Below are 23029 nucleotides of genomic sequence, written 5' to 3'. Positions count from 1 at the left end.
TAACCTGAAGACCGCTTGAGGGCTTATCATGCCAAGACGTCGCGTAGCAGCAAAGCGTGAGATTCTGGACGATCCGAAATACGGAAGCCAGATCCTCGCCAAATTCATGAACCACGTTATGGAAAGCGGCAAGAAAGCCGTTGCCGAGCGTATCGTTTATGGTGCCCTGGAAACCGTTGCGGCCCGTAAGGCTGGCACCGATCCCCTGGAACTCTTCGAAAAAGCACTCGACGCCATCGCTCCGCTGGTCGAAGTGAAGTCGCGCCGCGTTGGTGGTGCTACTTACCAGGTTCCGGTCGAGGTTCGTCCTTCCCGTCGTAACGCTCTGGCAATGCGCTGGTTGGTAGACTTCGCCCGTAAGCGCGGCGAGAAGTCTATGGCTCTGCGTTTGGCTGGCGAACTGCTGGATGCTGCTGAAGGTAAAGGTGCTGCTGTTAAGAAGCGTGAAGACGTGCACCGTATGGCCGAAGCTAACAAAGCTTTCTCGCACTACCGCTTCTAATTTTAGCTTCACTAATTTTGCGAGGGCTTTATGGCTCGTACTACTCCGATTAGCCGCTACCGTAACATCGGTATCGTCGCTCACGTGGATGCTGGTAAAACCACCACCACCGAGCGCGTACTGTTTTACACCGGCAAAAGTCACAAAATGGGCGAGGTGCATGATGGCGCCGCGACCACAGACTGGATGGTTCAGGAGCAGGAGCGTGGTATTACCATTACTTCTGCTGCCATTACCGCCTTCTGGAAAGGTTCCGAGAAGCAGTACTCTCACGAGCACCGTTTCAACGTAATCGATACCCCGGGCCACGTTGACTTCACCATTGAAGTTGAGCGTTCCCTGCGCGTACTCGACGGCGCTGTCGTTGTGTTCTGCGGTACTTCGGGTGTTGAGCCGCAGTCGGAAACCGTATGGCGTCAAGCCAACAAATACGGCGTTCCACGTCTTGTTTACGTAAACAAGATGGACCGTGCCGGCGCCAACTTCCTGCGCGTGATCGGTCAGATCAAGCAGCGTCTGGGTCACACTCCGGTGCCGATCCAGTTGGCCATCGGTTCCGAAGACAACTTCCAGGGTCAGATCGATCTGATCAACATGCAAGCTGTCTACTGGAACGACTCCGACAAAGGTATGGTTCCTGTTCGCAAGGACATTCCTGCCGAGCTGCAAGAGCTGGCGGAAGAGTGGCGCAACAACATGGTTGAAGCTGCCGCCGAAGCCAACGAAGAGCTGATGAACAAGTACCTGGAAGGCGAAGAGCTGTCGATCGAAGAGATCAAGGCGGCTTTGCGTCAGCGTACTATCGCCGGCGAAATCGTTCTGGCCGTTTGCGGTTCTTCGTTCAAGAACAAGGGCGTTCCCCTGGTTCTCGACGCCGTTATCGACTACCTGCCTGCTCCGACCGACATTCCTGCTATCAAGGGTTCCAACCCTGATAACGAGGAAGAAGAGATGGAGCGTCATGCAGACGACAACGAGCCTTTCGCGGCTCTGGCGTTCAAGATCGCTACCGACCCATTCGTGGGTACTCTGACCTTCGTCCGCGTTTACTCGGGCGTGTTGAACTCCGGCGACGGCGTGATCAACTCGGTCAAAGGCAAGAAAGAGCGCGTGGGTCGTATGGTGCAAATGCACGCAAACGCCCGTGAAGAGATCAAGGAAGTACGCGCTGGTGACATCGCGGCCCTGATCGGCATGAAGGACGTCACCACTGGTGAAACCCTCTGCAACGCTGACAAGCCAATCATCCTGGTTCGCATGGACTTCCCGGAGCCGGTTATTTCGGTTGCTGTAGAGCCTAAGACCAAGGATGACCAGGAAAAAATGGGTATCGCTCTGGGCAAACTTGCTCAGGAAGACCCGTCTTTCCGCGTTAAAACTGATGAAGAGACTGGTCAGACGATCATCTCCGGCATGGGCGAGCTGCACCTGGACATCCTGGTTGACCGGATGCGCCGTGAGTTCAACGTCGAAGCCAACATCGGCAAGCCTCAGGTTTCGTATCGTGAGCGCATCACGAAGAACTGTGAAATCGAAGGCAAGTTCGTTCGTCAGTCCGGTGGTCGCGGCCAGTTCGGTCACTGCTGGATCCGTTTTGCTCCTGCTGACGAAGGTCAGGAAGGTCTGCAATTCGTGAACGAAGTTGTAGGTGGTGTGGTTCCTAAGGAATACATCCCGGCTATCCAGAAGGGTATCGAAGAGCAGATGAAGAACGGCGTTGTTGCCGGCTATCCGCTGATCGGCCTGAAGGCTACCGTGTTCGATGGTTCTTACCACGACGTCGACTCCAACGAGATGGCGTTTAAAGTGGCTGCTTCCATGGCGACCAAGCAACTGGCCCAGAAGGGTGGTGGTGAGTTGCTCGAGCCGATCATGGCGGTAGAGGTTGTTACGCCTGAAGACTATATGGGTGATGTGATGGGCGACCTTAACCGTCGTCGCGGCATGATCCAGGGTATGGAAGACACAGTGTCCGGCAAGGTTATCCGTGCCGAGGTTCCACTGGGTGAGATGTTCGGTTATGCGACCGACGTTCGTTCCATGTCCCAGGGTCGCGCAAGCTACTCTATGGAATTCAAAAAATATGATACGGCTCCGTCGCACATCGTCGAATCCGTAACCAAAAAACAAGGCTGATTCAGCCCCTTTAGGCTAGGAGTTAATTGTCGTGGCTAAAGAAAAATTTGATCGTTCCCTACCGCACGTCAACGTTGGCACCATCGGTCACGTTGACCACGGTAAAACCACTCTGACTGCTGCTCTGACTCGCGTTTGCTCCGAAGTTTTCGGTTCTGCAATCGTTGACTTCGACAAGATCGACAGTGCACCAGAAGAAAAAGCTCGCGGTATCACCATCAATACCGCGCACGTTGAGTACAACTCGAAGATCCGTCACTACGCTCACGTTGACTGCCCAGGTCACGCTGACTACGTGAAGAACATGATCACCGGTGCTGCTCAGATGGACGGCGCTATCCTGGTTTGCTCGGCCGCTGATGGTCCGATGCCGCAAACCCGTGAGCACATCCTGCTGTCCCGTCAGGTTGGCGTTCCGTACATCGTGGTCTTCCTGAACAAGGCTGACCTGGTAGACGACGCTGAGCTGCTGGAACTGGTTGAGATGGAAGTTCGTGACCTGCTGTCGACTTACGACTTCCCGGGCGACGACACTCCGATCATCATCGGTTCGGCTCGTATGGCGCTGGAAGGCAAAGACGACAACGAGATGGGCACCACTGCCGTCAAGAAACTGGTTGAAACTCTGGATGCCTACATCCCAGAGCCAGTTCGTATGATCGACAAGCCATTCCTGATGCCAATCGAAGACGTATTCTCGATCTCGGGTCGCGGTACTGTTGTGACTGGTCGTATCGAGCGCGGTATCGTTCGCGTTCAGGATCCGCTGGAAATCGTTGGTCTGCGTGACACCACCGTTACTACTTGCACCGGTGTTGAAATGTTCCGCAAGCTGCTCGACGAAGGTCGTGCTGGCGAGAACTGCGGCGTTCTGCTGCGTGGTACCAAGCGTGACGACGTTGAGCGTGGCCAGGTTCTGGTCAAGCCAGGTTCGGTCAAGCCGCACACCAAGTTCACCGCAGAAGTTTACGTTCTGAGCAAGGAAGAAGGCGGTCGTCACACTCCGTTCTTCAAAGGCTACCGTCCACAGTTCTACTTCCGTACTACTGACGTGACTGGTAACTGCGAGCTGCCAGAGGGCGTTGAAATGGTAATGCCAGGTGACAACATTCAGATGACTGTTACCCTGATCAAAACCATCGCGATGGAAGATGGTCTGCGTTTCGCTATCCGTGAAGGCGGTCGTACCGTCGGCGCTGGCGTCGTAGCCAAAATCATCGAGTAAGACTTTTAAAGTCAGCTTGATGAATTGAAAAAGCCCCCGCTCAGCGGGGGCTTTTTTATTGGGTTGACACCTATCGGGGGCGTCTATAGAATTGCGCCTCCTTTTAACGGGCGTATTGCGCCCGGTGGGAATAGCAGCCGGAGTCTGAAATCCAATGCAAAATCAGCAAATCCGTATCAGGTTGAAGGCTTTTGACCATCGCCTGATCGACCAATCAACCCAGGAAATCGTGGAAACCGCGAAACGTACTGGTGCTCAAGTGCGTGGTCCAATTCCACTGCCTACCCGTAAAGAGCGGTTCACCGTTCTGGTTTCCCCGCACGTCAACAAAGACGCGCGTGACCAGTACGAGATCCGCACTCATAAGCGTGTTCTGGACATCGTCCAGCCAACGGATAAAACCGTTGACGCGCTGATGAAGCTTGATCTTGCGGCCGGTGTGGAAGTGCAGATCAGCCTCGGCTAAGACTCGGTCTTGGTCGTGTAACGCTCTGAAATGGGCGGCCATAGCGGGTGAAAGCCCCGTACACTCATGAGGTTTACAACATGACTATTGGTGTAGTCGGTCGTAAATGCGGTATGACCCGTATTTTCACCGAAGAAGGTGTCTCCATTCCGGTCACGGTCATTGAGATCGAGCCGAATCGCGTCACCCAGTTCAAAACTGAAGAGACCGATGGCTATCGTGCAGTGCAAGTCACTGTCGGCGAGCGTCGCGCTTCGCGTGTAACAGCAGCTCAGGCTGGCCACTTCGCTAAAGCGAACGTTGCCGCTGGTCGCACCACCATGGAATTCCGCCTTGAAGAAGGCGAGTACCAGGCTGGCGATCTGATCAACGCTGAAATCTTCGCCGCTGGTCAACTGGTTGATGTAACCGGTCAGTCCAAGGGTAAAGGCTTCCAGGGTACGATCAAGCGTTGGAATTTCCGCGGGCAAGATAACACCCACGGTAACTCCGTATCCCACCGCGTCCCAGGCTCTATCGGCCAGTGCCAGACTCCTGGTCGTGTATTCAAGGGCAAAAAAATGTCCGGTCATATGGGCGCTGAGCGCGTGACCGTGCAGTCCCTGGAAGTAGTGCGCGTGGACGCTGAACGCAATCTGTTGTTGGTCAAGGGTGCTGTTCCTGGCGCTACTGGCGGCAACCTGGTTGTACGTCCAGCAGCCAAGGCTCGCGGTTAAGGGGAAGCTGACATGCAATTAAATGTAAATGACGCTCAAGCGATCGAAGTTTCCGAACTGACATTTGGCGGCGAATTCAACGAGACGCTGGTTCACCAAGCAGTCGTGGCCTACATGGCCGGCGGCCGTCAAGGTAGCAAGCAGCAGAAGACCCGTTCCGACGTTCGTGGTGGCGGCAAGCGCCCATGGCGTCAGAAAGGTACTGGCCGTGCTCGTGCCGGTACTATCCGTAGCCCAATCTGGCGTGGCGGCGGTACCACTTTCGCAGCTCGTCCACAGGATCACTCCCAGAAGCTGAACAAGAAGATGTATCGCGCAGCAATGCGTTCCATCCTGGCTGAGCTGGTGCGTACTGATCGTCTGGTCGTGGTTCAGGATTTCGCTGTTGAAACTCCGAAAACCAAAGATCTGCTGGGCAAACTGAACAACATGAGCCTGACCGACGTTCTGATCGTGTCGGACGCTGTTGATCAGAACCTGTACCTGGCTGCTCGCAACCTGCCGCACGTAGATGTACGTGACGTGCAAGGTTCCGATCCAGTTAGTCTGATCGCATACGACAAGGTGTTGATCACCGTGTCGGCCGTGAAGAAATTCGAGGAGCTGCTGGGATGAACCAGGAACGCGTATTTAAAGTTCTGCTTGGCCCGCACGTTTCCGAGAAGGCTACGGTTCTGGCAGACAAGAAAGGCCAGTTCGTTTTCAAGGTTGCTACTGATGCAACCAAGCTGGAAATCAAGAAGGCCGTCGAAAGCCTGTTCAGCGTGAAAGTAGAGCGCGTCACTACCCTGAACGTTCTGGGTAAGAGCAAGCGCACTGCTCGCGGTCTGGGCAAGCGTAATGACTGGAAGAAGGCAGTTATCTCCCTTCAGCCAGGCCAAGATCTCGATTTCAGCAGCAGTGCTGAGTAAGGAAGGGGTGCATCATGGCAATCGTTAAATGCAAACCGACTTCCCCTGGCCGCCGTTTTGTGGTCAAGGTGGTCAACCAGGAGCTGCATAAAGGCGCTCCTCACGCACCGCTGCTCGAGAAAAAATCGAAGTCTGGTGGTCGTAACAACAATGGCCGTATTACCACTCGTCACATCGGTGGTGGTCATAAGCAGCATTACCGTATGGTCGATTTCCGTCGCAACGACAAAGATGGCATCGTCGCCACTGTCGAGCGTATCGAATACGATCCAAACCGTACTGCTCACATCGCACTGCTGTGCTACGCAGACGGCGAGCGTCGCTACATCATCGCCCCTAAAGGCGTGAGTGCTGGCGACCAGCTGATCGCAGGCGCTCTGGCTCCAATCAAGCCAGGCAACGCTCTGCAACTGCGCAACATTCCAGTCGGTTCTACCGTACACGGCATCGAATTGAAGCCAGGTAAAGGTGCACAGATCGCTCGTTCCGCTGGTGCTTCGGCTCAGCTGATCGCTCGTGAAGGTGTCTACGTGACCCTGCGTCTGCGTTCCGGTGAAATGCGTAAAGTCCTGGCTGAATGCCGTGCGACCCTGGGTGAAGTCTCGAACTCCGAGCACAGCCTGCGTTCGCTGGGTAAAGCTGGTGCCAAACGCTGGCGTGGCGTTCGCCCAACCGTTCGTGGTGTTGCCATGAACCCGGTTGACCACCCACATGGTGGTGGTGAAGGTCGTACCTCTGGTGGTCGTCATCCGGTATCGCCATGGGGCTTCCCGACTAAGGGCGCGAAGACTCGTGGTAATAAGCGTACCGACAAAATGATCGTCCGTCGTCGCAAGTAAATAGAGGGATACGACAGTGCCACGTTCTCTGAAAAAAGGTCCTTTTATTGATCTTCACCTACTGAAGAAGATCGAAGTGGCGGCGGAAAAGAACGATCGCAAACCAATTAAAACCTGGTCGCGTCGTTCGATGATCCTGCCACAAATGGTCGGTCTGACCATCGCAGTACACAACGGTCGTCAGCACGTCCCAGTTCTCGTTAACGAAGACATGGTCGGCCACAAACTGGGCGAGTTCGCCGGTACCCGCAACTATCGCGGGCACGTGGCTGACAAGAAAGCCAAGCGTTAAGGGGTAAGGAAATGGAAGTAGCCGCTAAGTTGTCGGGCGCTCGAATCTCCGCCCAGAAAGCCCGCTTGGTCGCCGACCAGATCCGCGGGAAGAAGGTGGGCGAAGCGCTCAACCTGTTGGCTTTCAGCAGTAAGAAAGCCGCCGAGATCATGAAGAAAGTGCTGGAGTCGGCCGTAGCCAACGCCGAGCATAACGAAGGCGCAGACGTTGATGACCTGAAGGTCAGCACCGTTTTCGTCAACGAAGGGCGTTCGCTGAAGCGCATCATGCCACGTGCCAAAGGCCGTGCTGATCGCATCGTCAAGCGGTCTTGCCATATCACTGTCAAGGTTGCTGACAAGTAACGGAGTCGAAGAGATGGGTCAGAAAGTACATCCCATTGGCATTCGCCTGGGAATCGTCAAGGAGCACACCTCCGTCTGGTACGCAGACGGTCGGACTTATGCGGACTACTTGTTCGCAGATCTGAAAGTGCGTGAGTATCTCCAAGACAAACTAAAAAGCGCGTCCGTAAGCCGTATCGATATCCATCGTCCGGCCCAAACTGCACGCATCACCATCCACACCGCTCGTCCAGGTATCGTTATCGGGAAGAAAGGTGAAGATGTTGAGAAACTGCGTCAGGACCTGACCAAGCAAATGGGTGTGCCTGTGCACATCAATATCGAAGAGATCCGCAAGCCGGAGCTCGACGGTATGCTGGTTGCGCAGAGCGTAGCTCAGCAGCTGGAGCGTCGTGTAATGTTCCGTCGCGCTATGAAGCGCGCTGTACAGAACGCCATGCGCATTGGTGCCAAAGGCATCAAAATCCAAGTGAGCGGTCGTCTCGGCGGTGCTGAAATCGCACGTACTGAATGGTATCGCGAAGGTCGTGTGCCACTGCACACCCTGCGTGCCGACATCGACTATGCCAACTACGAAGCTCACACCACTTACGGTGTGATCGGTGTAAAGGTTTGGATCTTCAAAGGCGAAGTTATTGGTGGTCGCCAAGAAGAACTGAAACCACAAGCACCAGCGCCTCGTAAAAAAGCTGCTAAGTAAGGGGTACGCCAAATGTTGCAACCAAAGCGTACGAAGTTCCGCAAGCAGATGACCGGCCACAACCGTGGTCTGGCACTGCGCGGTAGCAAAGTCAGCTTCGGCGAGTTCGCGCTGAAGTCTGTTGCTCGTGGTCGTCTCACCGCTCGTCAGATCGAGTCAGCGCGTCGTGCTCTGACCCGTCACGTAAAACGTGGCGGCAAGATCTGGATCCGTGTATTCCCGGACAAGCCGATTTCCAAGAAGCCTCTTGAGGTTCGTATGGGTAAAGGTAAGGGTAACGTGGAGTACTGGGTTGCCCAGATTCAGCCAGGCAAAGTCCTGTATGAAATCGAGGGTGTTTCTGAAGAGCTGGCGCGTGAGGCTTTCGCCCTGGCTGCTGCAAAGCTGCCGCTCGCCACCTCCTTTGTTAAACGGACGGTGATGTGATGAAAGCGAATGAACTTCGTGAAAAATCCGCACAGCAGCTGAACGAGCAACTGCTCGGCTTGCTGCGCGACCAGTTCAATCTGCGCATGCAGAAAGCAACTGGCCAGTTGGGGCAGTCTCATCTGCTCTCGCAAGTTAAGCGTGACATCGCTCGCGTGAAGACTGTGCTCAACCAGCAGGCAGGTAAGTGATCATGGCTGAAGCCGAAAAAACTGTCCGTACGCTGACTGGCCGTGTTGTCAGCGACAAGATGGACAAAACCATCACCGTTCTGATCGAGCGTCGCGTAAAGCACCCGATCTACGGTAAATACGTTAAGCGTTCGACTAAGCTGCACGCGCACGACGAAACCAATCAGTGCCACATCGGCGACAAAGTCACTATTCGTGAAACTCGTCCGATGGCCAAGACCAAGTCTTGGGCGCTGGTTGATGTTCTCGAACGCGCTGTGGAAGTCTAAGGGCTAGGGGTCGGAGAAATTATATGATTCAGACTCAATCCATGCTCGATGTGGCCGATAACAGCGGCGCTCGCCGTGTTATGTGCATCAAGGTGCTGGGTGGCTCCCATCGTCGTTACGCTGGTATCGGTGACATCATCAAAGTTACCGTGAAGGAAGCAATTCCTCGCGGTAAAGTGAAAAAAGGCCAAGTGATGACTGCTGTTGTAGTCCGCACTCGTCACGGCGTACGTCGTGCTGATGGCTCCATTATCCGCTTTGATGGCAACGCTGCTGTTCTTCTGAACAACAAGCAAGAGCCGATCGGCACCCGTATCTTTGGGCCAGTGACCCGTGAACTTCGTACTGAGAAGTTCATGAAGATCGTCTCGCTCGCCCCAGAAGTGCTGTAAGGAGATCCGACATGCAAAAGATTCGTCGTGACGACGAGATCATCGTGATCGCCGGCAAAGACAAAGGTAAGCGCGGTAAGGTGCTGAAGGTTCTTGCTGACAACCGTCTGGTTGTTGGTGGTCTGAACCTGGTCAAGCGTCATACCAAGCCTAACCCGATGTCGGGCGTACAGGGCGGTATCGTCGAGAAAGAAGCGCCACTGCACGCTTCCAACGTCGCCATCTTCAACGGCGAAACCAACAAGGCTGACCGCGTTGGTTTCAAAGTAGAAGACGGTAAGAAAATTCGTGTCTTCAAGTCGACCCAAAAAGCGGTTGATGCTTGAACACTGCTAGGTAGAAGACCATGGCACGACTAAAAGAGATTTACCGGAAGGAAATCGCTCCGAAACTTAAGGAAGAACTTAAGCTTTCGAACGTGATGGAAGTTCCGCGCGTTACCAAAATCACCCTGAACATGGGTCTGGGCGAAGCGATCGGCGACAAAAAAGTCATCGAGCACGCTGTTGCTGACCTGGAAAAGATCACCGGCCAGAAAGTCGTTGTGACCTACGCTCGTAAATCCATCGCTGGCTTTAAAGTCCGCGAAGGATGGCCGATCGGCGTCAAAGTGACCCTGCGCCGTGAGCGTATGTACGAGTTCCTGGATCGTCTGCTGTCGATCTCCCTGCCTCGGGTTCGCGACTTCCGCGGCCTGAATGCCAAGTCCTTCGATGGTCGCGGCAACTACAGCATGGGCGTGAAAGAGCAGATCATCTTCCCGGAAATCGACTACGACAAGATCGATGCTCTCCGCGGTCTGGACATTACCCTGACCACCACTGCCAAGAACGATGATGAAGGCCGCGCTCTGCTGCGTGCTTTCAAATTCCCGTTCCGCAACTGATTGGAGTAGGAAAATGGCCAAGAAGAGCATGAAGAACCGTGAGCTGAAGCGTCAGCTCACCGTTGCCAAGTACGCCACCAAGCGTGCAGCGCTGAAAGCTATCATCGTCGATCTGAACGCAAGTCCAGAAGCGCGTTGGGAAGCTACCGTAGCTCTGCAGAAGCAACCACGTGACGCAAGCGCTTCGCGCATGCGTAACCGTTGCCGCCTGACTGGTCGTCCGCACGGCGTGTACCGCAAGTTCGGCCTCGGCCGTAACATGCTGCGTCAAGCTGCAATGCGTGGTGACGTACCAGGTCTGGTTAAAGCCAGCTGGTAACAGTTGTCAAAGTCTCGATGTTCGGGTTCGCAAGAACCTGACCATCGGTGGCCTTGAATCTGAATCAAGCCCCTTTTGGGGCTTGATTCATTTCTGGGGTGTGTCTAGAATGACCGGCTCGCCTGAGCCCGTGTTTTTCTGCCCGGAAGTTCTCGGCGACAAGTAGTAGCCGCAAGGCTAATTTTTTTGTATTAGGAGCGTCTAGCCCATGAGTATGCAGGACCCGTTAGCGGACATGCTAACTCGAATCCGTAATGCCCAGATGGCTGAAAAGTCTGTCGTAAGCATGCCGTCTTCCACGTTGAAGGCTGCTGTAGCAAAAGTCCTGAAGGACGAAGGTTACATCGCGGATTTTCAGATCACCACCGACGCCAAGCCGTCGCTGTCCATCTCGCTGAAGTACTTCGAAGGCCGTCCGGTTATCGAAGAAGTGAAGCGCGTTAGTCGTCCAGGCCTGCGTCAGTACAAGTCCGTTGAAGATCTGCCGAAAGTTCGTGGCGGTCTTGGCGTGTCTATCGTCTCCACCAACAAAGGTGTGATGACTGATCGTGCTGCGCGCGCTGCCGGTGTCGGCGGCGAAGTTCTTTGCACTGTGTTCTAAGGGGGGATAAGCATGTCTCGCGTCGCTAAGAACCCCGTTAAGCTGCCAGCCGGTGTCGAAGTCAAATTCGCAGGCCAACAGCTTTCGGTGAAGGGTGCCAAGGGCACTCTTGAACTGAACATCCATTCGTCCGTTGAGATCGTTGAAGAAGCTGGTGAGCTGCGTTTCGCTGCTCGCAATGGCGATCAACAAACTCGCGCAATGGCCGGTACCACACGTGCGTTGGTAAACAACATGGTCCAGGGCGTAAGCCAAGGCTTCGAGCGCAAGCTCCAGCTGGTCGGTGTTGGTTACAAAGCGCAAGCAAAAGGTCAGGTTCTGAACCTGGCTCTTGGCTTCTCGCACCCAGTGGATTACGAACTGCCGGAAGGCATCACCGCTGAGACTCCTAGCCAGACCGATATCCTGATCAAGGGCATCGACAAGCAGCTGGTAGGTCAAGTGGCCGCCGAGATCCGCGACTTCCGTCCACCAGAGCCGTACAAAGGCAAAGGTGTGCGCTACGCGGACGAAGTCGTCCGTCGTAAAGAAGCCAAGAAGAAGTAGGGCATAGCAAATGACCGACAAAAAAGTTACTCGACTGCGTCGCGCTCGCAAAGCACGCCTGAAAATGCACGAACTCGAAGTCGTGCGTCTCTGCGTGTTCCGCTCGTCGCAGCACATCTACGCCCAGGTCATCTCGGCCGACGGCAACAAAGTCCTGGCAAGTGCCTCGACTTTGGATAAAGAACTGCGTGATGGTGCCACTGGCAACATCGACGCGGCCACAAAGGTTGGCCAGCTGGTCGCTACGCGTGCTAAGGCCGCTGGCGTATCGCAAGTGGCTTTCGACCGCTCTGGCTTCAAGTACCATGGCCGCGTTAAAGCGCTGGCTGATGCTGCTCGTGAAGCTGGGCTGGAGTTCTAAGTTATGTCAAATAACGACCAAAAGCGCGACGAAGGCTACATCGAGAAGCTGGTTCAAGTTAACCGCGTAGCCAAAACCGTTAAAGGCGGCCGTATCTTCACTTTCACCGCGTTGACCGTGGTTGGTGATGGTAAAGGGCGTGTTGGCTTCGGCCGTGGCAAGTCGCGTGAAGTGCCTGCTGCGATCCAGAAGGCAATGGAAGCTGCTCGCCGCAACATGATTCAAGTTGACCTGAACGGCACCACTCTGCAGTACGCAATGAAGTCCGCTCACGGCGCTTCGAAGGTGTACATGCAGCCTGCTTCTGAAGGTACCGGTATCATCGCTGGCGGCGCTATGCGTGCTGTCCTCGAAGTTGCTGGCGTTCAGAACGTTCTGGCCAAGTGCTACGGCTCGACTAACCCGGTAAACGTGGTTCACGCCACTTTCAAGGGTCTGAAGGCTATGCAGTCTCCTGAGTCCATCGCTGCCAAGCGTGGCCTGCGTGTTGAGGAGATCAAGTAATCATGGCTACCGTTAAAGTTACGCTGATCAAAAGCATGACCGGCCGCATCCCTAACCACAAATTGTGCGTTAAGGGTCTGGGTCTGCGTCGCATCGGTCACACTGTAGAAGTCCAGGATACTCCCGAGAATCGCGGGATGATCAACAAGGCTTACTACATGCTGCGTGTCGAGGGTTAATCGATGAAACTCAATGATCTGAGTCCAGCGCCGGGTTCCCGTCGCGAAAAGCATCGTCCGGGCCGTGGTATCGGTAGTGGTTTGGGCAAGACTGGTGGCCGTGGTCACAAAGGTCAGACCTCCCGCTCCGGTGGCACCATCGCTCCAGGCTTTGAAGGCGGTCAACAGCCGCTGCATCGTCGTCTGCCTAAGTTCGGTTTCGTTTCCCTGAAAGCCATGGATCGCGCAGAAGTGCGTTTGTCCGAGCTGGCTAAAGTGGAAGGCGACATCGTTACTGTGCAGTCCCTGAAAGATGCCAACGTGATCAACGTCAACGTACAGCGTGTGAAAATCATGCTGTCCGGTGAAGTGACTCGCGCTGTCACTATCGGCAAGGGAATCGGCGCCACCAAAGGTGCGCGTGCGGCTATCGAAGCAGCTGGCGGCAAGTTCGAGGAATAAATGGCTAAGCAAGGTGCTCTCTCTGCGCTCGGCAAAGGCGGTATGTCTGAACTCTGGGCTCGTCTGCGTTTTCTGTTCCTGGCGATTATCGTCTACCGAATAGGCGCACACATCCCGGTTCCAGGTATCAACCCGGACCGACTCGCAGACCTGTTTCGACAGAATGAGGGGACCATTCTTAGCTTGTTCAACATGTTCTCCGGCGGCGCGCTGGAACGGATGAGCATCTTTGCACTGGGGATCATGCCGTACATTTCGGCATCGATCATCATGCAACTGATGACCGCCGTCAGCCCGCAGCTGGAGCAGTTGAAGAAGGAAGGTGAAGCTGGCCGTCGCAAGATTAGCCAGTACACCCGCTACCTCACCGTCGCTCTCGCTCTGGTCCAGGCTATTGGCATGTCCATTGGTCTGGCGGGGCAGGGCGTCGCGTTCACTGGTGACTTTGGCTTCCATTTCGTCGCGGTAACCACATTTGTGGCTGGTGCGATGTTCATGATGTGGCTGGGTGAGCAGATTACTGAGCGTGGTGTTGGCAACGGTATCTCGATGTTGATTTTTTCGGGTATCGTCGCCGGTCTTCCGAGAGCAATCGGGCAGTCTTTCGAGTCTGCGCGTCAGGGTGATATCAACATCTTCGCCCTGGTTGCCATCGGTTTGCTGGCAGTAGCGATTATCGGTTTCGTGGTGTTCATTGAGCGTGGTCAGCGTCGTATCGCTGTTCATTACGCCAAGCGTCAGCAGGGCCGCAAGGTTTTTGCTGCGCAGACAAGCCACTTGCCGCTGAAGGTGAACATGGCCGGTGTTATTCCGGCTATTTTCGCGAGCAGCATTTTGCTGTTCCCGGCTTCGTTGGGTGCCTGGTTCGGTCAGTCTGAAGGTATGGGCTGGTTGCAGGACATCTCGCAGTCGATCGCTCCTGGTCAGCCGTTGAATATTCTGCTGTTTAGTGCAGGGATTATTTTCTTCTGCTTCTTCTATACGGCGTTGATGTTCAATCCGAAAGACGTAGCGGAAAACCTGAAGAAGTCCGGTGCCTTTATTCCGGGCATTCGTCCAGGTGAGCAGTCTGCGCGCTATATTGATGGCGTTCTGACCCGCTTGACCCTGTTCGGTGCTCTTTACATGACGGCCGTGTGCCTGTTGCCCCAATTCCTGGTGGTTGCAGCAAACGTTCCGTTCTACCTTGGCGGGACCTCGTTGCTGATCGTGGTCGTGGTTGTGATGGACTTCATGTCCCAAGTACAATCGCACCTCGTTTCGCACCAGTACGAATCCCTGATGAAGAAAGCCAACCTGAAGGGTTACGGCAGCGGCATGTTGCGCTGAGTACCCATAAGGTTCGAGGAGTTGGTGATGAAAGTTCGTGCATCGGTGAAAAAGCTGTGCCGTAACTGCAAGATTATTCGCCGCGAAGGTGTTGTTCGAGTAATTTGCAGCGCGGAACCGCGTCACAAACAGCGCCAAGGCTGAGTGTGATTGTGCTTCAAGCCCGGTAGCTAGTGCGCTACCGGGTTGATTATTTGTTATTACAGCGATATTATCTCGCGCCCTATTTCTTGGCTTCCGGGGCGTAGGTAGCTGTCAATTGGAGTCCCACTGAATGGCCCGTATTGCAGGCGTTAACATTCCAGATAACAAGCATACTGTTATCTCGCTGACCTACATCTATGGTGTTGGTCGCACTACTGCGCAGAAGATCTGTGCAGTGACTGGGGTAAACCCAGCAGCAAAGATCAAAGATCTGAGCGACGAGCAAATTGAACAGCTGCGTGGCGAAGTGGCGAAGTTCACCACTGAAGGTGACCTGCGTCGCGAAATCAACATGAAAATCAAGCGCTTGATGGACCTCGGTTGCTATCGCGGTCTGCGTCATCGTCGTGGTCTGCCAGTACGCGGTCAGCGTACCAAGACCAACGCGCGTACCCGTAAAGGTCCGCGTAAGCCGATCCGCAAGTAATCGCCCCAGCGAATCGACAGGAATTTAATCATGGCAAAACCTGCTGCTCGTCCTCGTAAAAAAGTTAAAAAGACAGTGGTTGATGGCATCGCCCACATCCATGCATCTTTTAACAACACCATCGTGACCATTACCGACCGTCAAGGTAACGCTCTTTCCTGGGCTACCTCCGGTGGTTCGGGTTTCCGCGGTTCCCGCAAGTCCACCCCGTTCGCTGCTCAAGTAGCTGCTGAACGTGCTGGTCAAGCTGCGCTGGAATACGGCCTGAAAAACCTCGACGTCAACGTCAAGGGTCCAGGTCCAGGTCGTGAATCCGCAGTCCGCGCTTTGAACGGCTGTGGCTACAAGATCGCCAGCATCACCGACGTGACGCCAATCCCGCACAACGGGTGCCGTCCGCCGAAGAAGCGCCGCGTGTAATCCAGGAGATTGTAAAGAATGGCTCGTTACATTGGTCCAAAATGCAAACTCGCTCGTCGCGAAGGCACCGATCTCTTCCTGAAGAGCGGCGTGCGCGCGATCGAATCGAAGTGCAACATTGAAGCAGCACCTGGTATCCACGGCCAGCGCCGCGGTCGCCAGTCCGACTACGGCACCCAACTGCGTGAAAAGCAGAAGGTCCGTCGTATCTACGGCGTTCTCGAGCGTCAGTTCAGCGGCTACTACAAAGAAGCTGCTGGCAAGAAAGGTGCAACCGGTGAAAACCTGCTGCAACTGCTCGAATGCCGTCTGGACAACGTTGTATACCGTATGGGCTTTGGTTCGACTCGTGCCGAATCCCGTCAACTGGTATCGCACAAGTCGATCAGCGTTAACGGTCAGACCGTAAACGTTCCGTCGTATCAGGTTCGTGCTGGTGACGTGGTTGCAGTTCGCGAGAAAGCAAAAAACCAGCTTCGCATTGTCCAAGCTCTCGATCTGTGTGCCCAACGTGGCCGCGTAGAATGGGTAGAAGTAGACACTGAGAAGAAGTCGGGCGTTTTCAAGAACGTTCCTGCTCGCAGTGATCTGTCCGCCGACATCAACGAAAGCCTGATTGTCGAGCTCTACTCCAAGTAAGGGCTAGAAAATAGGTGCATCCATGCAGATTTCGGTAAATGAGTTCCTGACACCCCGCCACATTGATGTGCAGGTTGTCAGTCCAACCCGCGCCAAGATCACTCTCGAGCCTCTCGAGCGTGGTTTTGGCCACACCCTGGGCAACGCGCTGCGCCGCATCCTGTTGTCCTCAATGCCCGGCTGCGCAGTAGTCGAGGCCGAGATTGACGGTGTGCTCCACGAGTACAGCGCCATCGAAGGTGTACAGGAAGACGTAATTGAAATCCTGTTGAACCTTAAAGGTCTGGCCATCAAGCTGCACGGTCGTGACGAAGTTACGCTGACCTTGTCGAAGAAGGGTTCGGGGGTGGTTACCGCTGCCGATATTCAGCTGGATCATGATGTCGAGATCGTTAATCCCGATCACGTAATCGCTAACCTGGCGTCTAACGGCGCCCTGAACATGAAGCTCACCGTAGCTCGTGGTCGTGGTTATGAACCAGCCGACTCGCGTCAGAGCGATGAAGACGAAAGCCGCAGCATCGGTCGCTTGCAGCTCGACTCTTCGTTCAGCCCGGTTCGCCGTATCGCTTACGTGGTGGAAAACGCCCGTGTCGAGCAGCGTACCAACCTGGACAAGCTGGTTATTGATCTGGAAACCAACGGTACCCTGGATCCTGAAGAGGCTATCCGTCGCGCTGCAACCATCCTGCAACAGCAGCTGGCTGCGTTCGTCGACCTCAAAGGTGAAAGTGAGCCGCTGGTTGTCGAGCAGGAAGACGAGATCGATCCGATCCTGCTTCGCCCGGTTGACGATCTGGAACTGACTGTACGTTCGGCTAACTGCCTTAAGGCGGAAAACATCTACTACATCGGCGACCTGATTCAGCGTACCGAAGTAGAGCTGTTGAAGACTCCGAACCTGGGCAAGAAATCCTTGACTGAAATCAAGGACGTTCTGGCCTCCCGCGGTCTGTCCCTCGGCATGCGCCTCGACAACTGGCCGCCTGCAAGTCTTAAGAAGGACGACAAGGCGACTGCCTGATCGTCGTAATCACCGAACGTAGTGTTTGGTAAGGAATGAACCATGCGTCATCGTAAAAGTGGTCGTCACCTGAGCCGCACCAGCTCGCACCGCAAGGCCATGTTCCAAAACATGGCGGTGTCGCTGTTCGAGCACGAGCTGATCAAAACTACTCTGCCAAAAGCCAAAGAACTGCGCCGCGTTGCCGAGCCGCTGATCACTCTGGCCAAGACAGACAGCCTGGCTAACCGCCGTCTGGCTTTCGACCGTACTCGTTCGAAAGCTATCGTTGGTAAGCTCTTCAACGACCTGGGCAAGCGTTACGCTACCCGTGAGGGTGGCTACCTGCGCATCCTCAAGTGCGGTTTCCGCGCTGGCGACAACGCGCCTATGGCGTACGTCGAGTTGGTTGATCGTGCTACTGCTGGCGAAGCTGTATCCGCCGAGTAAGACGTCAGTCTGAAACAAAGAACCGGGCCTAGTGCCCGGTTTTTTTTGTGCCCGTAAGAAATGCGCCGTCCATACAAGTTTCTGACATGGCTGAACTGCCACTATGTGCCGGGAAAAACATAATTAGTAATTATCTATCGATGCTTGCAGGTTAATGAATTTGTAGCTGTAACGTCCATGATCAATACTTCCCGCCAAGCCCATTAGCCGGCAGTTCAAGACTGACAGAGGAAGAAGACCGCATGAGCCAGACCAAGACGCTTACAACCGCCAATGGCGCGCCAGTCGCTGATAACCAGAATTCCCGTTCCGCCGGCCCACGCGGTCCGCTGCTTCTCGACGATTTCCATCTGATCGAAAAACTCGCGCACTTCAACCGTGAAAACATTCCTGAGCGCCGTGTCCACGCTAAAGGTTCGGGCGCTTACGGTACGTTCACTGTCACCCGTGACATCACTGAATACACCAGTGCGAAGTTGTTCGAGTCGGTAGGCAAACAAACGCCAGCCTTTCTGCGCTTTTCTACCGTAGGTGGCGAGCGTGGTTCGGCCGACACTGAGCGCGATCCGCGCGGCTTCGCCTTGAAGTTCTACACCGAGGAAGGCAATTGGGACATCGTTGGCAACAACACGCCAGTGTTCTTCATCCGCGATCCGCTGAAGTTTCCGGACTTTATCCATACGCAAAAACGTCTGCCGCAAAGCAACCTGAAAAGCGCGCAGATGATGTGGGATTTCTGGTCGCATTCGCCTGAAGCGTTGCACCAGGTCACCATCCTGTTTTCTGATCGTGGCATCCCTGACGGCTATCGCCATATGCACGGCTTCGGCAGTCACACTTACAGCCTGATCAACGCCAAAGGCGAGCGTCACTGGGTAAAGTGGCACTACAAGACTCAGCAGGGCATCAAGAACCTGACGCCGGCCGACGCCGCCCGTTTGGCGGGTACCGACCCGGACTATGCGCAGCGTGATCTGTTCGAAGCGATCGAGCGCGGTGAATTTCCGAAATGGCGCGTGTGCATTCAGATCATGACCGAAGCGCAGGCGGCGGCTCATTATGAGAATCCGTTTGATGTGACCAAGACCTGGTCGCAGAAAGAGTTTCCGCTGATCGAAGTTGGTGAGCTGGAGTTGAATCGCAACCCGTTGAACTACTTCGCTGAAGTCGAGCAGGCTGCATTTGGCCCGAGCAACATGGTGCCAGGCGTGGGTCTGTCGCCAGACCGCATGCTGCAAGGTCGTGTATTCGCCTACGCTGACGCGCACCGCTACCGTGTGGGCACCAACCACCAGCAATTGCCGGTGAACGCTCCGCGCTGCCCTGTGAATACTTATCAGCGTGACGGCTCTATGGCGTTCGGCAGCAACGGCGGCGCGACGCCTAACTATGAACCGAACAGCTACGTTGAATCGCCGAAGCAAGCGCCGCATTACGCGGAGCCAGCGCTGGCCTTGAGCGGTGCCGCTGATCGTTATGATCATCGCGAAGACACCGACTACTACAGCCATGCCGGTGCCTTGTTCCGCTTGATGAGCGACGAGCAAAAAGCGCTGCTGGTTAGCAACATTGCCGGTGCGATGGCGGGTGTTTCCAGCGACGTCGTCGATCGTCAGTTGCAGCATTTCTACAAAGCCGATCCAGCGTATGGAGAAGCAATCGCAAAGCTGCTCAGCCTACAGCTTAACGAAGTCTAAACGAGAAGCAGAACCGCCCTCATTTGGGCGGTTTTTGCGTTATTTGGCCTGCTTTTCTCAGAATATCTTCGCTTTTATTGCGTGCGGTGAGTGACCTTCCAGTCAGGTTGGTTCAAACTACAGACTTTCAGGAAGGGAGATGTAGGGCGATGCAAGGCCACCCAGATGTAATCGATTACCTCAATACGTTGCTGACCGGCGAACTGGCCGCGCGTGACCAATATTTCGTTCATTCGCGGATGTATGAGGACTGGGGGTTCACCAAGCTCTACGAGCGAATCAACCACGAGATGGAAGAAGAAGCCGGCCACGCCGATGCATTGATGCGGCGGATTCTGATGCTCGAAGGCACGCCGCGCATGCGTCCGGATGATCTGGACGTCGGCACCACGGTGCCTACGATGCTCGAAGCTGATCTGCGCCTCGAGTACAAAGTCCGCGCTGCGCTGTGCAAAGGCATCGAACTTTGCGAGCAACACAAGGACTACGTCAGTCGCGAAATTCTGCGGGTTCAGCTCAACGACACCGAAGAAGATCACACCTACTGGCTGGAAAAGCAGTTGGGCCTGATCAAGCTGATCGGTCTCGAGAACTACCTGCAATCCCACGCGTCCTGATTGCACCAGCTACAAAAAAGCCCCTGGCACCTCAACGGTGACAGGGGCTTTTTCATGCCTGGCAGTTAAGCCCGATCGCGGATCAGCAGTGGCTTGAGGTAATGGCCGGTGTGAGACTGCTTCATCTCGGCGACTTCCTCCGGCGTACCGGTGGCAATGATCTGCCCGCCTTTGGAACCGCCTTCAGGACCGAGGTCCACCAGCCAGTCAGCGGTCTTGATCACATCGAGGTTGTGCTCGATGACCACCACAGTGTTGCCGTGGTCGCGCAGGCGATGCAGGACGTCGAGCAGCTGCTGGATATCCGCAAAGTGCAAACCGGTGGTTGGCTCATCGAGGATATACAGGGTTTTGCCCGTATCGCGTTTGGACAGCTCGCGCGACAACTTGACCCGCTGTGCTTCACCGCCGGACAGGGTCGTCGCCGACTGCCCGAGCTTGATGTAGGACAGGCCGACATCCATCAGCGTTTGCAGCTTGCGCGCCAGTGCCGGCACTGCATCGAAGAACTCCCGAGCTTCCTCGATGGTCATTTCGAGGGTTTCGTGGATGCTCTTGCCCTTGTATTTGATCTCAAGGGTTTCGCGGTTGTAGCGCTTGCTCTTGCACACATCGCAGGGCACGTAGATGTCCGGCAGGAAGTGCATCTCCACCTTGATCAGGCCATCGCCCTGGCACGCTTCGCAGCGACCGCCCTTGACGTTGAACGAGAAACGCCCCGGGCCGTAACCCCGGGAGCGCGACTCGGGCACGCCGGCAAACAGTTCGCGGATCGGCGTGAACAGCCCGGTATAGGTCGCGGGGTTGGAACGCGGCGTACGACCGATCGGGCTCTGGTCGATGTCGACGACTTTGTCGAGATGTTCCAGACCTTTGATGCTGTCATGTGCGGCCGCTTCCAGCGTGGTCGCACCATTGAGCGCCGTGGCGCTCAGCGGGAACAGCGTGTTGTTGATCAGTGTCGATTTGCCCGAACCGGATACGCCAGTCACGCAAGTCAGCAAGCCGATCGGGATGTCCAGATCGACATTGCGCAGATTGTTGCCGCGCGCACCTTTGAGCGACAGGTTGAGCTTCTTGTTGCGCGGCGTGCGTTTGGCCGGCACTTCGATCTTCACCCGGCCGGACAGGTATTTGCCGGTCAGCGAATCAGGGTGTGCCATGACTTCGTCCGGCGTGCCCTCGGCAACGATCTGCCCGCCGTGCACACCGGCGCCCGGGCCGATATCGACGACATAGTCAGCCAGACGAATCGCGTCTTCATCATGCTCGACCACGATCACCGTGTTGCCGATATCGCGCAAATGCTTGAGCGTACCGAGCAGCCGGTCGTTGTCGCGCTGATGCAAGCCAATGGATGGTTCATCGAGGATATACAGAACGCCGACCAGACCGGCGCCAATCTGGCTTGCCAGACGAATCCGTTGCGCCTCGCCACCGGACAATGTGTCGGCACTGCGATCCAGCGACAGATAGTCGAGGCCGACGTTGACCAGAAATTGCAGACGCTCGCGGATTTCCTTGAGGATCTTGTCGGCGATCTCGCCGCGTCGCCCTGTCATCTTCAGCGCACCGAAGTATTCACAGGCATCGCCGATCGGCAGATTAGTCACTGCCGGCAGGGTTTTCTCGCCGACCCAGACGTGCCGGGCTTCGCGGCGCAGACGCGTGCCACGGCAATCCGGGCAGGCCTGATGGCTGAGGAACTTGGCCAGCTCTTCGCGCACGCTCGCCGATTCGGTTTCGCGATAGCGGCGCTCAAGATTCGGCACGATGCCTTCGAACGGGTGCGAGCGTTTGACGATGTCGCCACGGTCGTTCAGGTATTTGAAGTCGACGTTCTGCGAGCCGCTGCCATGCAGGATGAACTTCTGCTGCTCGGCGCTCAGCTCGTTGAAGGGCTTGTCCAGACTGAATTTGTAGTGCGAGGCGAGCGAGCCAAGCATCTGGAAGTAATAGACGTTGCGCCGGTCCCAGCCACGGATCGCGCCCTCGGCCAGGGTCAGCTCGCCATTGACCAGACGCTTGATGTCGAAGAACTGCTTCACACCCAGGCCATCACAGGTCGGGCAGGCGCCGGCCGGGTTGTTGAAGGAAAACAGCTTGGGTTCCAGCTCGCTGATCGCATGGCCGCAGATCGGGCAGGCGAAGCGTGCGGAGAAGATCATTTCTTCGCCGGGCTCGTCGTCCATCGGCGCGACCAGGGCAATGCCGTCGGCGAGTTTCAGCGCAGTCTCGAAAGACTCGGCGAGGCGCTGCTGCAGATCGGCGCGGACCTTGAAGCGGTCAACGATCACATCGATCGAATGCTTCTTCTGTTTATCCAGCTTCGGCAGCTCGTCGAGCTCGCAAATGCGTCCGTTGACCCGAGCGCGGACGAAACCTTGCGCACGCAATTCTTCGAAGACCGACAGGTGTTCGCCTTTGCGTTCGCGGATCACCGGCGCCAGCAGCATGAGTTTGCTGCCTTCCGGCTGCGCCAGCACCAGATCGACCATCTGGCTGACGGTCTGCGCCTCCAGCGGAATGTCGTGATCCGGGCAACGCGGCGTACCCACGCGGGCATAGAGCAAGCGCAGGTAGTCGTAGATTTCGGTGATGGTGCCGACCGTCGAACGCGGGTTGTGCGAGGTCGACTTTTGTTCGATGGAGATCGCCGGCGACAGGCCTTCGATGGTGTCGACGTCGGGTTTTTCCATCATCGACAGGAACTGCCGGGCATAGGCCGACAGCGATTCGACATAGCGGCGCTGACCTTCGGCATACAGCGTGTCGAACGCCAGGGACGACTTGCCGGATCCGGACAGGCCGGTGATGACGATCAGTTTGTCCCGTGGCAGGGTCAGGTCGATGTTCTTCAGGTTGTGGGTACGGGCCCCACGTATCAGGATCTTGTCCAAAGTGGCCTCGCTTGGCGGGCGTCGAAAACGTAGGAGTATACGGGCAAATACTGGATGGATGCACACTATCAAACGAAGGGCGTTTTGCCGTTCATGA

The 23029-nt window shown here is 55.6% G+C and carries 34 protein-coding genes; 33 read left to right on the top strand and 1 reads right to left on the bottom strand.

All coding sequences use genetic code 11. The annotated features are described in order from the left end of the window. Positions 1 to 28 precede the first annotated feature (28 nt). The 33 genes from rpsG (at position 29) to bfr (ending at position 20032) form a co-directional block, all read left to right on the top strand. Positions 29 to 502 carry a 30S ribosomal protein S7 gene (gene rpsG / locus PSH90_RS23780; RefSeq protein ID WP_016772941.1) on the top strand — a complete coding sequence of 158 codons (474 nt, stop codon included), beginning with the start codon at positions 29 to 31 and terminating at the stop codon, positions 500 to 502. 30 nt (positions 503 to 532) lie between these two features. Beyond that, a complete protein-coding gene (gene fusA / locus PSH90_RS23775) occupies positions 533 to 2638 on the top strand; it encodes an elongation factor G (protein WP_016772942.1) in 2106 nt (701 codons plus the stop codon). Positions 2639 to 2669: 31 nt separating this feature from the next. Continuing rightward, entirely contained in the window at positions 2670 to 3863 is a 1194-nt protein-coding gene (gene tuf, locus PSH90_RS23770; RefSeq protein WP_064361246.1) for an elongation factor Tu, read from the top strand. A 154-nt stretch (positions 3864 to 4017) separates the two neighbouring features. Next, positions 4018 to 4329 (top strand): 30S ribosomal protein S10, encoded by a 312-nt coding sequence (gene rpsJ, locus PSH90_RS23765; protein ID WP_003186070.1) that lies wholly within the window; start codon positions 4018 to 4020, stop codon positions 4327 to 4329. Between the two features lie 80 nt (positions 4330 to 4409). Continuing rightward, positions 4410 to 5045, top strand: a complete 636-nt coding sequence (gene rplC / locus PSH90_RS23760) for a 50S ribosomal protein L3 (protein WP_003228738.1) — start codon at positions 4410 to 4412, stop codon at positions 5043 to 5045. 12 nt (positions 5046 to 5057) lie between these two features. Continuing rightward, the gene (gene rplD / locus PSH90_RS23755; protein WP_003228735.1) at positions 5058 to 5660 is read left to right on the top strand and encodes a 50S ribosomal protein L4; all 603 of its coding nucleotides are present in this window, start codon (positions 5058 to 5060) and stop codon (positions 5658 to 5660) included. Then, positions 5657 to 5956 (top strand): 50S ribosomal protein L23, encoded by a 300-nt coding sequence (gene rplW, locus PSH90_RS23750; protein ID WP_002555488.1) that lies wholly within the window; start codon positions 5657 to 5659, stop codon positions 5954 to 5956. Before rplD ends, rplW begins: the two co-directional genes overlap by 4 nt. Before the next feature lie 14 nt (positions 5957 to 5970). Then, entirely contained in the window at positions 5971 to 6795 is an 825-nt protein-coding gene (gene rplB / locus PSH90_RS23745) for a 50S ribosomal protein L2 (protein WP_016772943.1), read from the top strand. A gap of 16 nt (positions 6796 to 6811) precedes the next feature. Beyond that, on the top strand, positions 6812 to 7087 hold the full coding sequence (gene rpsS / locus PSH90_RS23740; RefSeq protein ID WP_011336172.1) for a 30S ribosomal protein S19: 276 nt from the start codon (positions 6812 to 6814) through the stop codon (positions 7085 to 7087). Between the two features lie 11 nt (positions 7088 to 7098). Further along, positions 7099 to 7431, top strand: a complete 333-nt coding sequence (rplV, locus tag PSH90_RS23735; RefSeq protein WP_003103908.1) for a 50S ribosomal protein L22 — start codon at positions 7099 to 7101, stop codon at positions 7429 to 7431. Positions 7432 to 7444: 13 nt separating this feature from the next. Beyond that, the gene (rpsC, locus tag PSH90_RS23730) at positions 7445 to 8131 is read left to right on the top strand and encodes a 30S ribosomal protein S3 (RefSeq protein ID WP_003176422.1); all 687 of its coding nucleotides are present in this window, start codon (positions 7445 to 7447) and stop codon (positions 8129 to 8131) included. A gap of 12 nt (positions 8132 to 8143) precedes the next feature. Continuing rightward, positions 8144 to 8557, top strand: coding sequence for a 50S ribosomal protein L16 (gene rplP, locus PSH90_RS23725; RefSeq protein WP_003228729.1), 414 nt, complete (start codon positions 8144 to 8146; stop codon positions 8555 to 8557). Beyond that, positions 8557 to 8748, top strand: a complete 192-nt coding sequence (rpmC, locus tag PSH90_RS23720) for a 50S ribosomal protein L29 (protein WP_002555481.1) — start codon at positions 8557 to 8559, stop codon at positions 8746 to 8748. The genes rplP and rpmC overlap by 1 nt, the downstream gene beginning before the upstream one ends. A 2-nt stretch (positions 8749 to 8750) precedes the next feature. Further along, positions 8751 to 9017, top strand: a complete 267-nt coding sequence (rpsQ, locus tag PSH90_RS23715; protein WP_003194644.1) for a 30S ribosomal protein S17 — start codon at positions 8751 to 8753, stop codon at positions 9015 to 9017. A gap of 23 nt (positions 9018 to 9040) precedes the next feature. Continuing rightward, positions 9041 to 9409 (top strand): 50S ribosomal protein L14, encoded by a 369-nt coding sequence (gene rplN / locus PSH90_RS23710; protein WP_002555479.1) that lies wholly within the window; start codon positions 9041 to 9043, stop codon positions 9407 to 9409. Positions 9410 to 9420: 11 nt separating this feature from the next. Beyond that, entirely contained in the window at positions 9421 to 9735 is a 315-nt protein-coding gene (rplX, locus tag PSH90_RS23705) for a 50S ribosomal protein L24 (RefSeq protein WP_003186046.1), read from the top strand. 20 nt (positions 9736 to 9755) lie between these two features. Further along, on the top strand, positions 9756 to 10295 hold the full coding sequence (gene rplE / locus PSH90_RS23700) for a 50S ribosomal protein L5 (RefSeq protein WP_003210069.1): 540 nt from the start codon (positions 9756 to 9758) through the stop codon (positions 10293 to 10295). A gap of 13 nt (positions 10296 to 10308) precedes the next feature. Continuing rightward, positions 10309 to 10614, top strand: coding sequence for a 30S ribosomal protein S14 (gene rpsN, locus PSH90_RS23695; protein ID WP_003186042.1), 306 nt, complete (start codon positions 10309 to 10311; stop codon positions 10612 to 10614). Between the two features lie 208 nt (positions 10615 to 10822). Continuing rightward, on the top strand, positions 10823 to 11215 hold the full coding sequence (gene rpsH, locus PSH90_RS23690) for a 30S ribosomal protein S8 (RefSeq protein WP_016772944.1): 393 nt from the start codon (positions 10823 to 10825) through the stop codon (positions 11213 to 11215). Positions 11216 to 11227: 12 nt separating this feature from the next. After that, positions 11228 to 11761, top strand: a complete 534-nt coding sequence (gene rplF, locus PSH90_RS23685; RefSeq protein WP_003228722.1) for a 50S ribosomal protein L6 — start codon at positions 11228 to 11230, stop codon at positions 11759 to 11761. A 10-nt stretch (positions 11762 to 11771) separates the two neighbouring features. Further along, positions 11772 to 12122 (top strand): 50S ribosomal protein L18, encoded by a 351-nt coding sequence (gene rplR / locus PSH90_RS23680; RefSeq protein WP_003186037.1) that lies wholly within the window; start codon positions 11772 to 11774, stop codon positions 12120 to 12122. A gap of 3 nt (positions 12123 to 12125) precedes the next feature. Then, positions 12126 to 12626, top strand: a complete 501-nt coding sequence (gene rpsE / locus PSH90_RS23675) for a 30S ribosomal protein S5 (protein ID WP_007955637.1) — start codon at positions 12126 to 12128, stop codon at positions 12624 to 12626. Between the two features lie 2 nt (positions 12627 to 12628). Next, positions 12629 to 12805, top strand: a complete 177-nt coding sequence (gene rpmD, locus PSH90_RS23670; protein ID WP_003176408.1) for a 50S ribosomal protein L30 — start codon at positions 12629 to 12631, stop codon at positions 12803 to 12805. A 3-nt stretch (positions 12806 to 12808) separates the two neighbouring features. Further along, positions 12809 to 13246: a 50S ribosomal protein L15 gene (rplO, locus tag PSH90_RS23665; protein WP_003228720.1), complete on the top strand. Its 438-nt coding sequence runs from the start codon at positions 12809 to 12811 to the stop codon at positions 13244 to 13246. Further along, complete coding sequence (gene secY / locus PSH90_RS23660) at positions 13247 to 14575, top strand: preprotein translocase subunit SecY (RefSeq protein WP_016772945.1); 1329 nt, start codon at positions 13247 to 13249, stop codon at positions 14573 to 14575. 27 nt (positions 14576 to 14602) lie between these two features. Next, positions 14603 to 14719: a 50S ribosomal protein L36 gene (gene rpmJ, locus PSH90_RS23655; RefSeq protein ID WP_002555468.1), complete on the top strand. Its 117-nt coding sequence runs from the start codon at positions 14603 to 14605 to the stop codon at positions 14717 to 14719. Positions 14720 to 14849: 130 nt separating this feature from the next. Then, complete coding sequence (gene rpsM, locus PSH90_RS23650; protein ID WP_003186020.1) at positions 14850 to 15206, top strand: 30S ribosomal protein S13; 357 nt, start codon at positions 14850 to 14852, stop codon at positions 15204 to 15206. Between the two features lie 30 nt (positions 15207 to 15236). Continuing rightward, the gene (rpsK, locus tag PSH90_RS23645) at positions 15237 to 15626 is read left to right on the top strand and encodes a 30S ribosomal protein S11 (RefSeq protein WP_002555466.1); all 390 of its coding nucleotides are present in this window, start codon (positions 15237 to 15239) and stop codon (positions 15624 to 15626) included. An 18-nt stretch (positions 15627 to 15644) separates the two neighbouring features. Continuing rightward, positions 15645 to 16265 carry a 30S ribosomal protein S4 gene (gene rpsD, locus PSH90_RS23640; protein ID WP_003176404.1) on the top strand — a complete coding sequence of 207 codons (621 nt, stop codon included), beginning with the start codon at positions 15645 to 15647 and terminating at the stop codon, positions 16263 to 16265. Between the two features lie 22 nt (positions 16266 to 16287). Further along, positions 16288 to 17289: a DNA-directed RNA polymerase subunit alpha gene (rpoA, locus tag PSH90_RS23635; protein ID WP_016772946.1), complete on the top strand. Its 1002-nt coding sequence runs from the start codon at positions 16288 to 16290 to the stop codon at positions 17287 to 17289. A gap of 42 nt (positions 17290 to 17331) precedes the next feature. Beyond that, positions 17332 to 17718: a 50S ribosomal protein L17 gene (gene rplQ / locus PSH90_RS23630; protein ID WP_003176402.1), complete on the top strand. Its 387-nt coding sequence runs from the start codon at positions 17332 to 17334 to the stop codon at positions 17716 to 17718. 242 nt (positions 17719 to 17960) lie between these two features. Further along, on the top strand, positions 17961 to 19415 hold the full coding sequence (locus tag PSH90_RS23625; RefSeq protein ID WP_305381627.1) for a catalase: 1455 nt from the start codon (positions 17961 to 17963) through the stop codon (positions 19413 to 19415). Between the two features lie 149 nt (positions 19416 to 19564). Next, a complete protein-coding gene (gene bfr, locus PSH90_RS23620; protein WP_016772947.1) occupies positions 19565 to 20032 on the top strand; it encodes a bacterioferritin in 468 nt (155 codons plus the stop codon). Between the two features lie 65 nt (positions 20033 to 20097). Here the strand turns inward: bfr and uvrA are convergent, their stop codons facing one another. Continuing rightward, positions 20098 to 22932 (bottom strand): excinuclease ABC subunit UvrA, encoded by a 2835-nt coding sequence (gene uvrA, locus PSH90_RS23615; RefSeq protein ID WP_041477664.1) that lies wholly within the window; start codon positions 22930 to 22932, stop codon positions 20098 to 20100. Positions 22933 to 23029: the final 97 nt, after the last annotated feature.

The sequence above is a fragment of the Pseudomonas sp. FP1762 genome (assembly GCF_030687105.1).
GTDB lineage: Bacteria > Pseudomonadota > Gammaproteobacteria > Pseudomonadales > Pseudomonadaceae > Aquipseudomonas > Aquipseudomonas siliginis.
The sequence above is the reverse complement of the archived record's forward strand: the minus strand, read 5'-3'. Positions and strand labels throughout refer to the sequence as shown.

What these genes read in the sequence shown, in the direction of transcription:
- rplX (WP_003186046.1), top strand. Translation starts at nt 9,421, where the DNA reads ATGCAAAAGATTCGTCGTGACGACGAGATCATCGTGATCGCCGGCAAA.
- rplB (WP_016772943.1), top strand. Translation starts at nt 5,971, where the DNA reads ATGGCAATCGTTAAATGCAAACCGACTTCCCCTGGCCGCCGTTTTGTG.
- rplD (WP_003228735.1), top strand. Translation starts at nt 5,058, where the DNA reads ATGCAATTAAATGTAAATGACGCTCAAGCGATCGAAGTTTCCGAACTG.
- rplR (WP_003186037.1), top strand. Translation starts at nt 11,772, where the DNA reads ATGACCGACAAAAAAGTTACTCGACTGCGTCGCGCTCGCAAAGCACGC.
- rpsG (WP_016772941.1), top strand. Translation starts at nt 29, where the DNA reads ATGCCAAGACGTCGCGTAGCAGCAAAGCGTGAGATTCTGGACGATCCG.
- rpmC (WP_002555481.1), top strand. Translation starts at nt 8,557, where the DNA reads ATGAAAGCGAATGAACTTCGTGAAAAATCCGCACAGCAGCTGAACGAG.
- rpsH (WP_016772944.1), top strand. Translation starts at nt 10,823, where the DNA reads ATGAGTATGCAGGACCCGTTAGCGGACATGCTAACTCGAATCCGTAAT.
- rpmJ (WP_002555468.1), top strand. Translation starts at nt 14,603, where the DNA reads ATGAAAGTTCGTGCATCGGTGAAAAAGCTGTGCCGTAACTGCAAGATT.
- rplO (WP_003228720.1), top strand. Translation starts at nt 12,809, where the DNA reads ATGAAACTCAATGATCTGAGTCCAGCGCCGGGTTCCCGTCGCGAAAAG.
- PSH90_RS23625 (WP_305381627.1), top strand. Translation starts at nt 17,961, where the DNA reads ATGAGCCAGACCAAGACGCTTACAACCGCCAATGGCGCGCCAGTCGCT.
- rpoA (WP_016772946.1), top strand. Translation starts at nt 16,288, where the DNA reads ATGCAGATTTCGGTAAATGAGTTCCTGACACCCCGCCACATTGATGTG.
- rplF (WP_003228722.1), top strand. Translation starts at nt 11,228, where the DNA reads ATGTCTCGCGTCGCTAAGAACCCCGTTAAGCTGCCAGCCGGTGTCGAA.
- secY (WP_016772945.1), top strand. Translation starts at nt 13,247, where the DNA reads ATGGCTAAGCAAGGTGCTCTCTCTGCGCTCGGCAAAGGCGGTATGTCT.
- rpsK (WP_002555466.1), top strand. Translation starts at nt 15,237, where the DNA reads ATGGCAAAACCTGCTGCTCGTCCTCGTAAAAAAGTTAAAAAGACAGTG.
- rplP (WP_003228729.1), top strand. Translation starts at nt 8,144, where the DNA reads ATGTTGCAACCAAAGCGTACGAAGTTCCGCAAGCAGATGACCGGCCAC.
- rplW (WP_002555488.1), top strand. Translation starts at nt 5,657, where the DNA reads ATGAACCAGGAACGCGTATTTAAAGTTCTGCTTGGCCCGCACGTTTCC.
- rplC (WP_003228738.1), top strand. Translation starts at nt 4,410, where the DNA reads ATGACTATTGGTGTAGTCGGTCGTAAATGCGGTATGACCCGTATTTTC.
- rplE (WP_003210069.1), top strand. Translation starts at nt 9,756, where the DNA reads ATGGCACGACTAAAAGAGATTTACCGGAAGGAAATCGCTCCGAAACTT.
- rpsD (WP_003176404.1), top strand. Translation starts at nt 15,645, where the DNA reads ATGGCTCGTTACATTGGTCCAAAATGCAAACTCGCTCGTCGCGAAGGC.
- rpsJ (WP_003186070.1), top strand. Translation starts at nt 4,018, where the DNA reads ATGCAAAATCAGCAAATCCGTATCAGGTTGAAGGCTTTTGACCATCGC.
- rpsC (WP_003176422.1), top strand. Translation starts at nt 7,445, where the DNA reads ATGGGTCAGAAAGTACATCCCATTGGCATTCGCCTGGGAATCGTCAAG.
- fusA (WP_016772942.1), top strand. Translation starts at nt 533, where the DNA reads ATGGCTCGTACTACTCCGATTAGCCGCTACCGTAACATCGGTATCGTC.
- bfr (WP_016772947.1), top strand. Translation starts at nt 19,565, where the DNA reads ATGCAAGGCCACCCAGATGTAATCGATTACCTCAATACGTTGCTGACC.
- rpsE (WP_007955637.1), top strand. Translation starts at nt 12,126, where the DNA reads ATGTCAAATAACGACCAAAAGCGCGACGAAGGCTACATCGAGAAGCTG.
- rpsM (WP_003186020.1), top strand. Translation starts at nt 14,850, where the DNA reads ATGGCCCGTATTGCAGGCGTTAACATTCCAGATAACAAGCATACTGTT.
- rpsQ (WP_003194644.1), top strand. Translation starts at nt 8,751, where the DNA reads ATGGCTGAAGCCGAAAAAACTGTCCGTACGCTGACTGGCCGTGTTGTC.
- rplN (WP_002555479.1), top strand. Translation starts at nt 9,041, where the DNA reads ATGATTCAGACTCAATCCATGCTCGATGTGGCCGATAACAGCGGCGCT.
- rpsN (WP_003186042.1), top strand. Translation starts at nt 10,309, where the DNA reads ATGGCCAAGAAGAGCATGAAGAACCGTGAGCTGAAGCGTCAGCTCACC.
- rplQ (WP_003176402.1), top strand. Translation starts at nt 17,332, where the DNA reads ATGCGTCATCGTAAAAGTGGTCGTCACCTGAGCCGCACCAGCTCGCAC.
- rplV (WP_003103908.1), top strand. Translation starts at nt 7,099, where the DNA reads ATGGAAGTAGCCGCTAAGTTGTCGGGCGCTCGAATCTCCGCCCAGAAA.
- rpmD (WP_003176408.1), top strand. Translation starts at nt 12,629, where the DNA reads ATGGCTACCGTTAAAGTTACGCTGATCAAAAGCATGACCGGCCGCATC.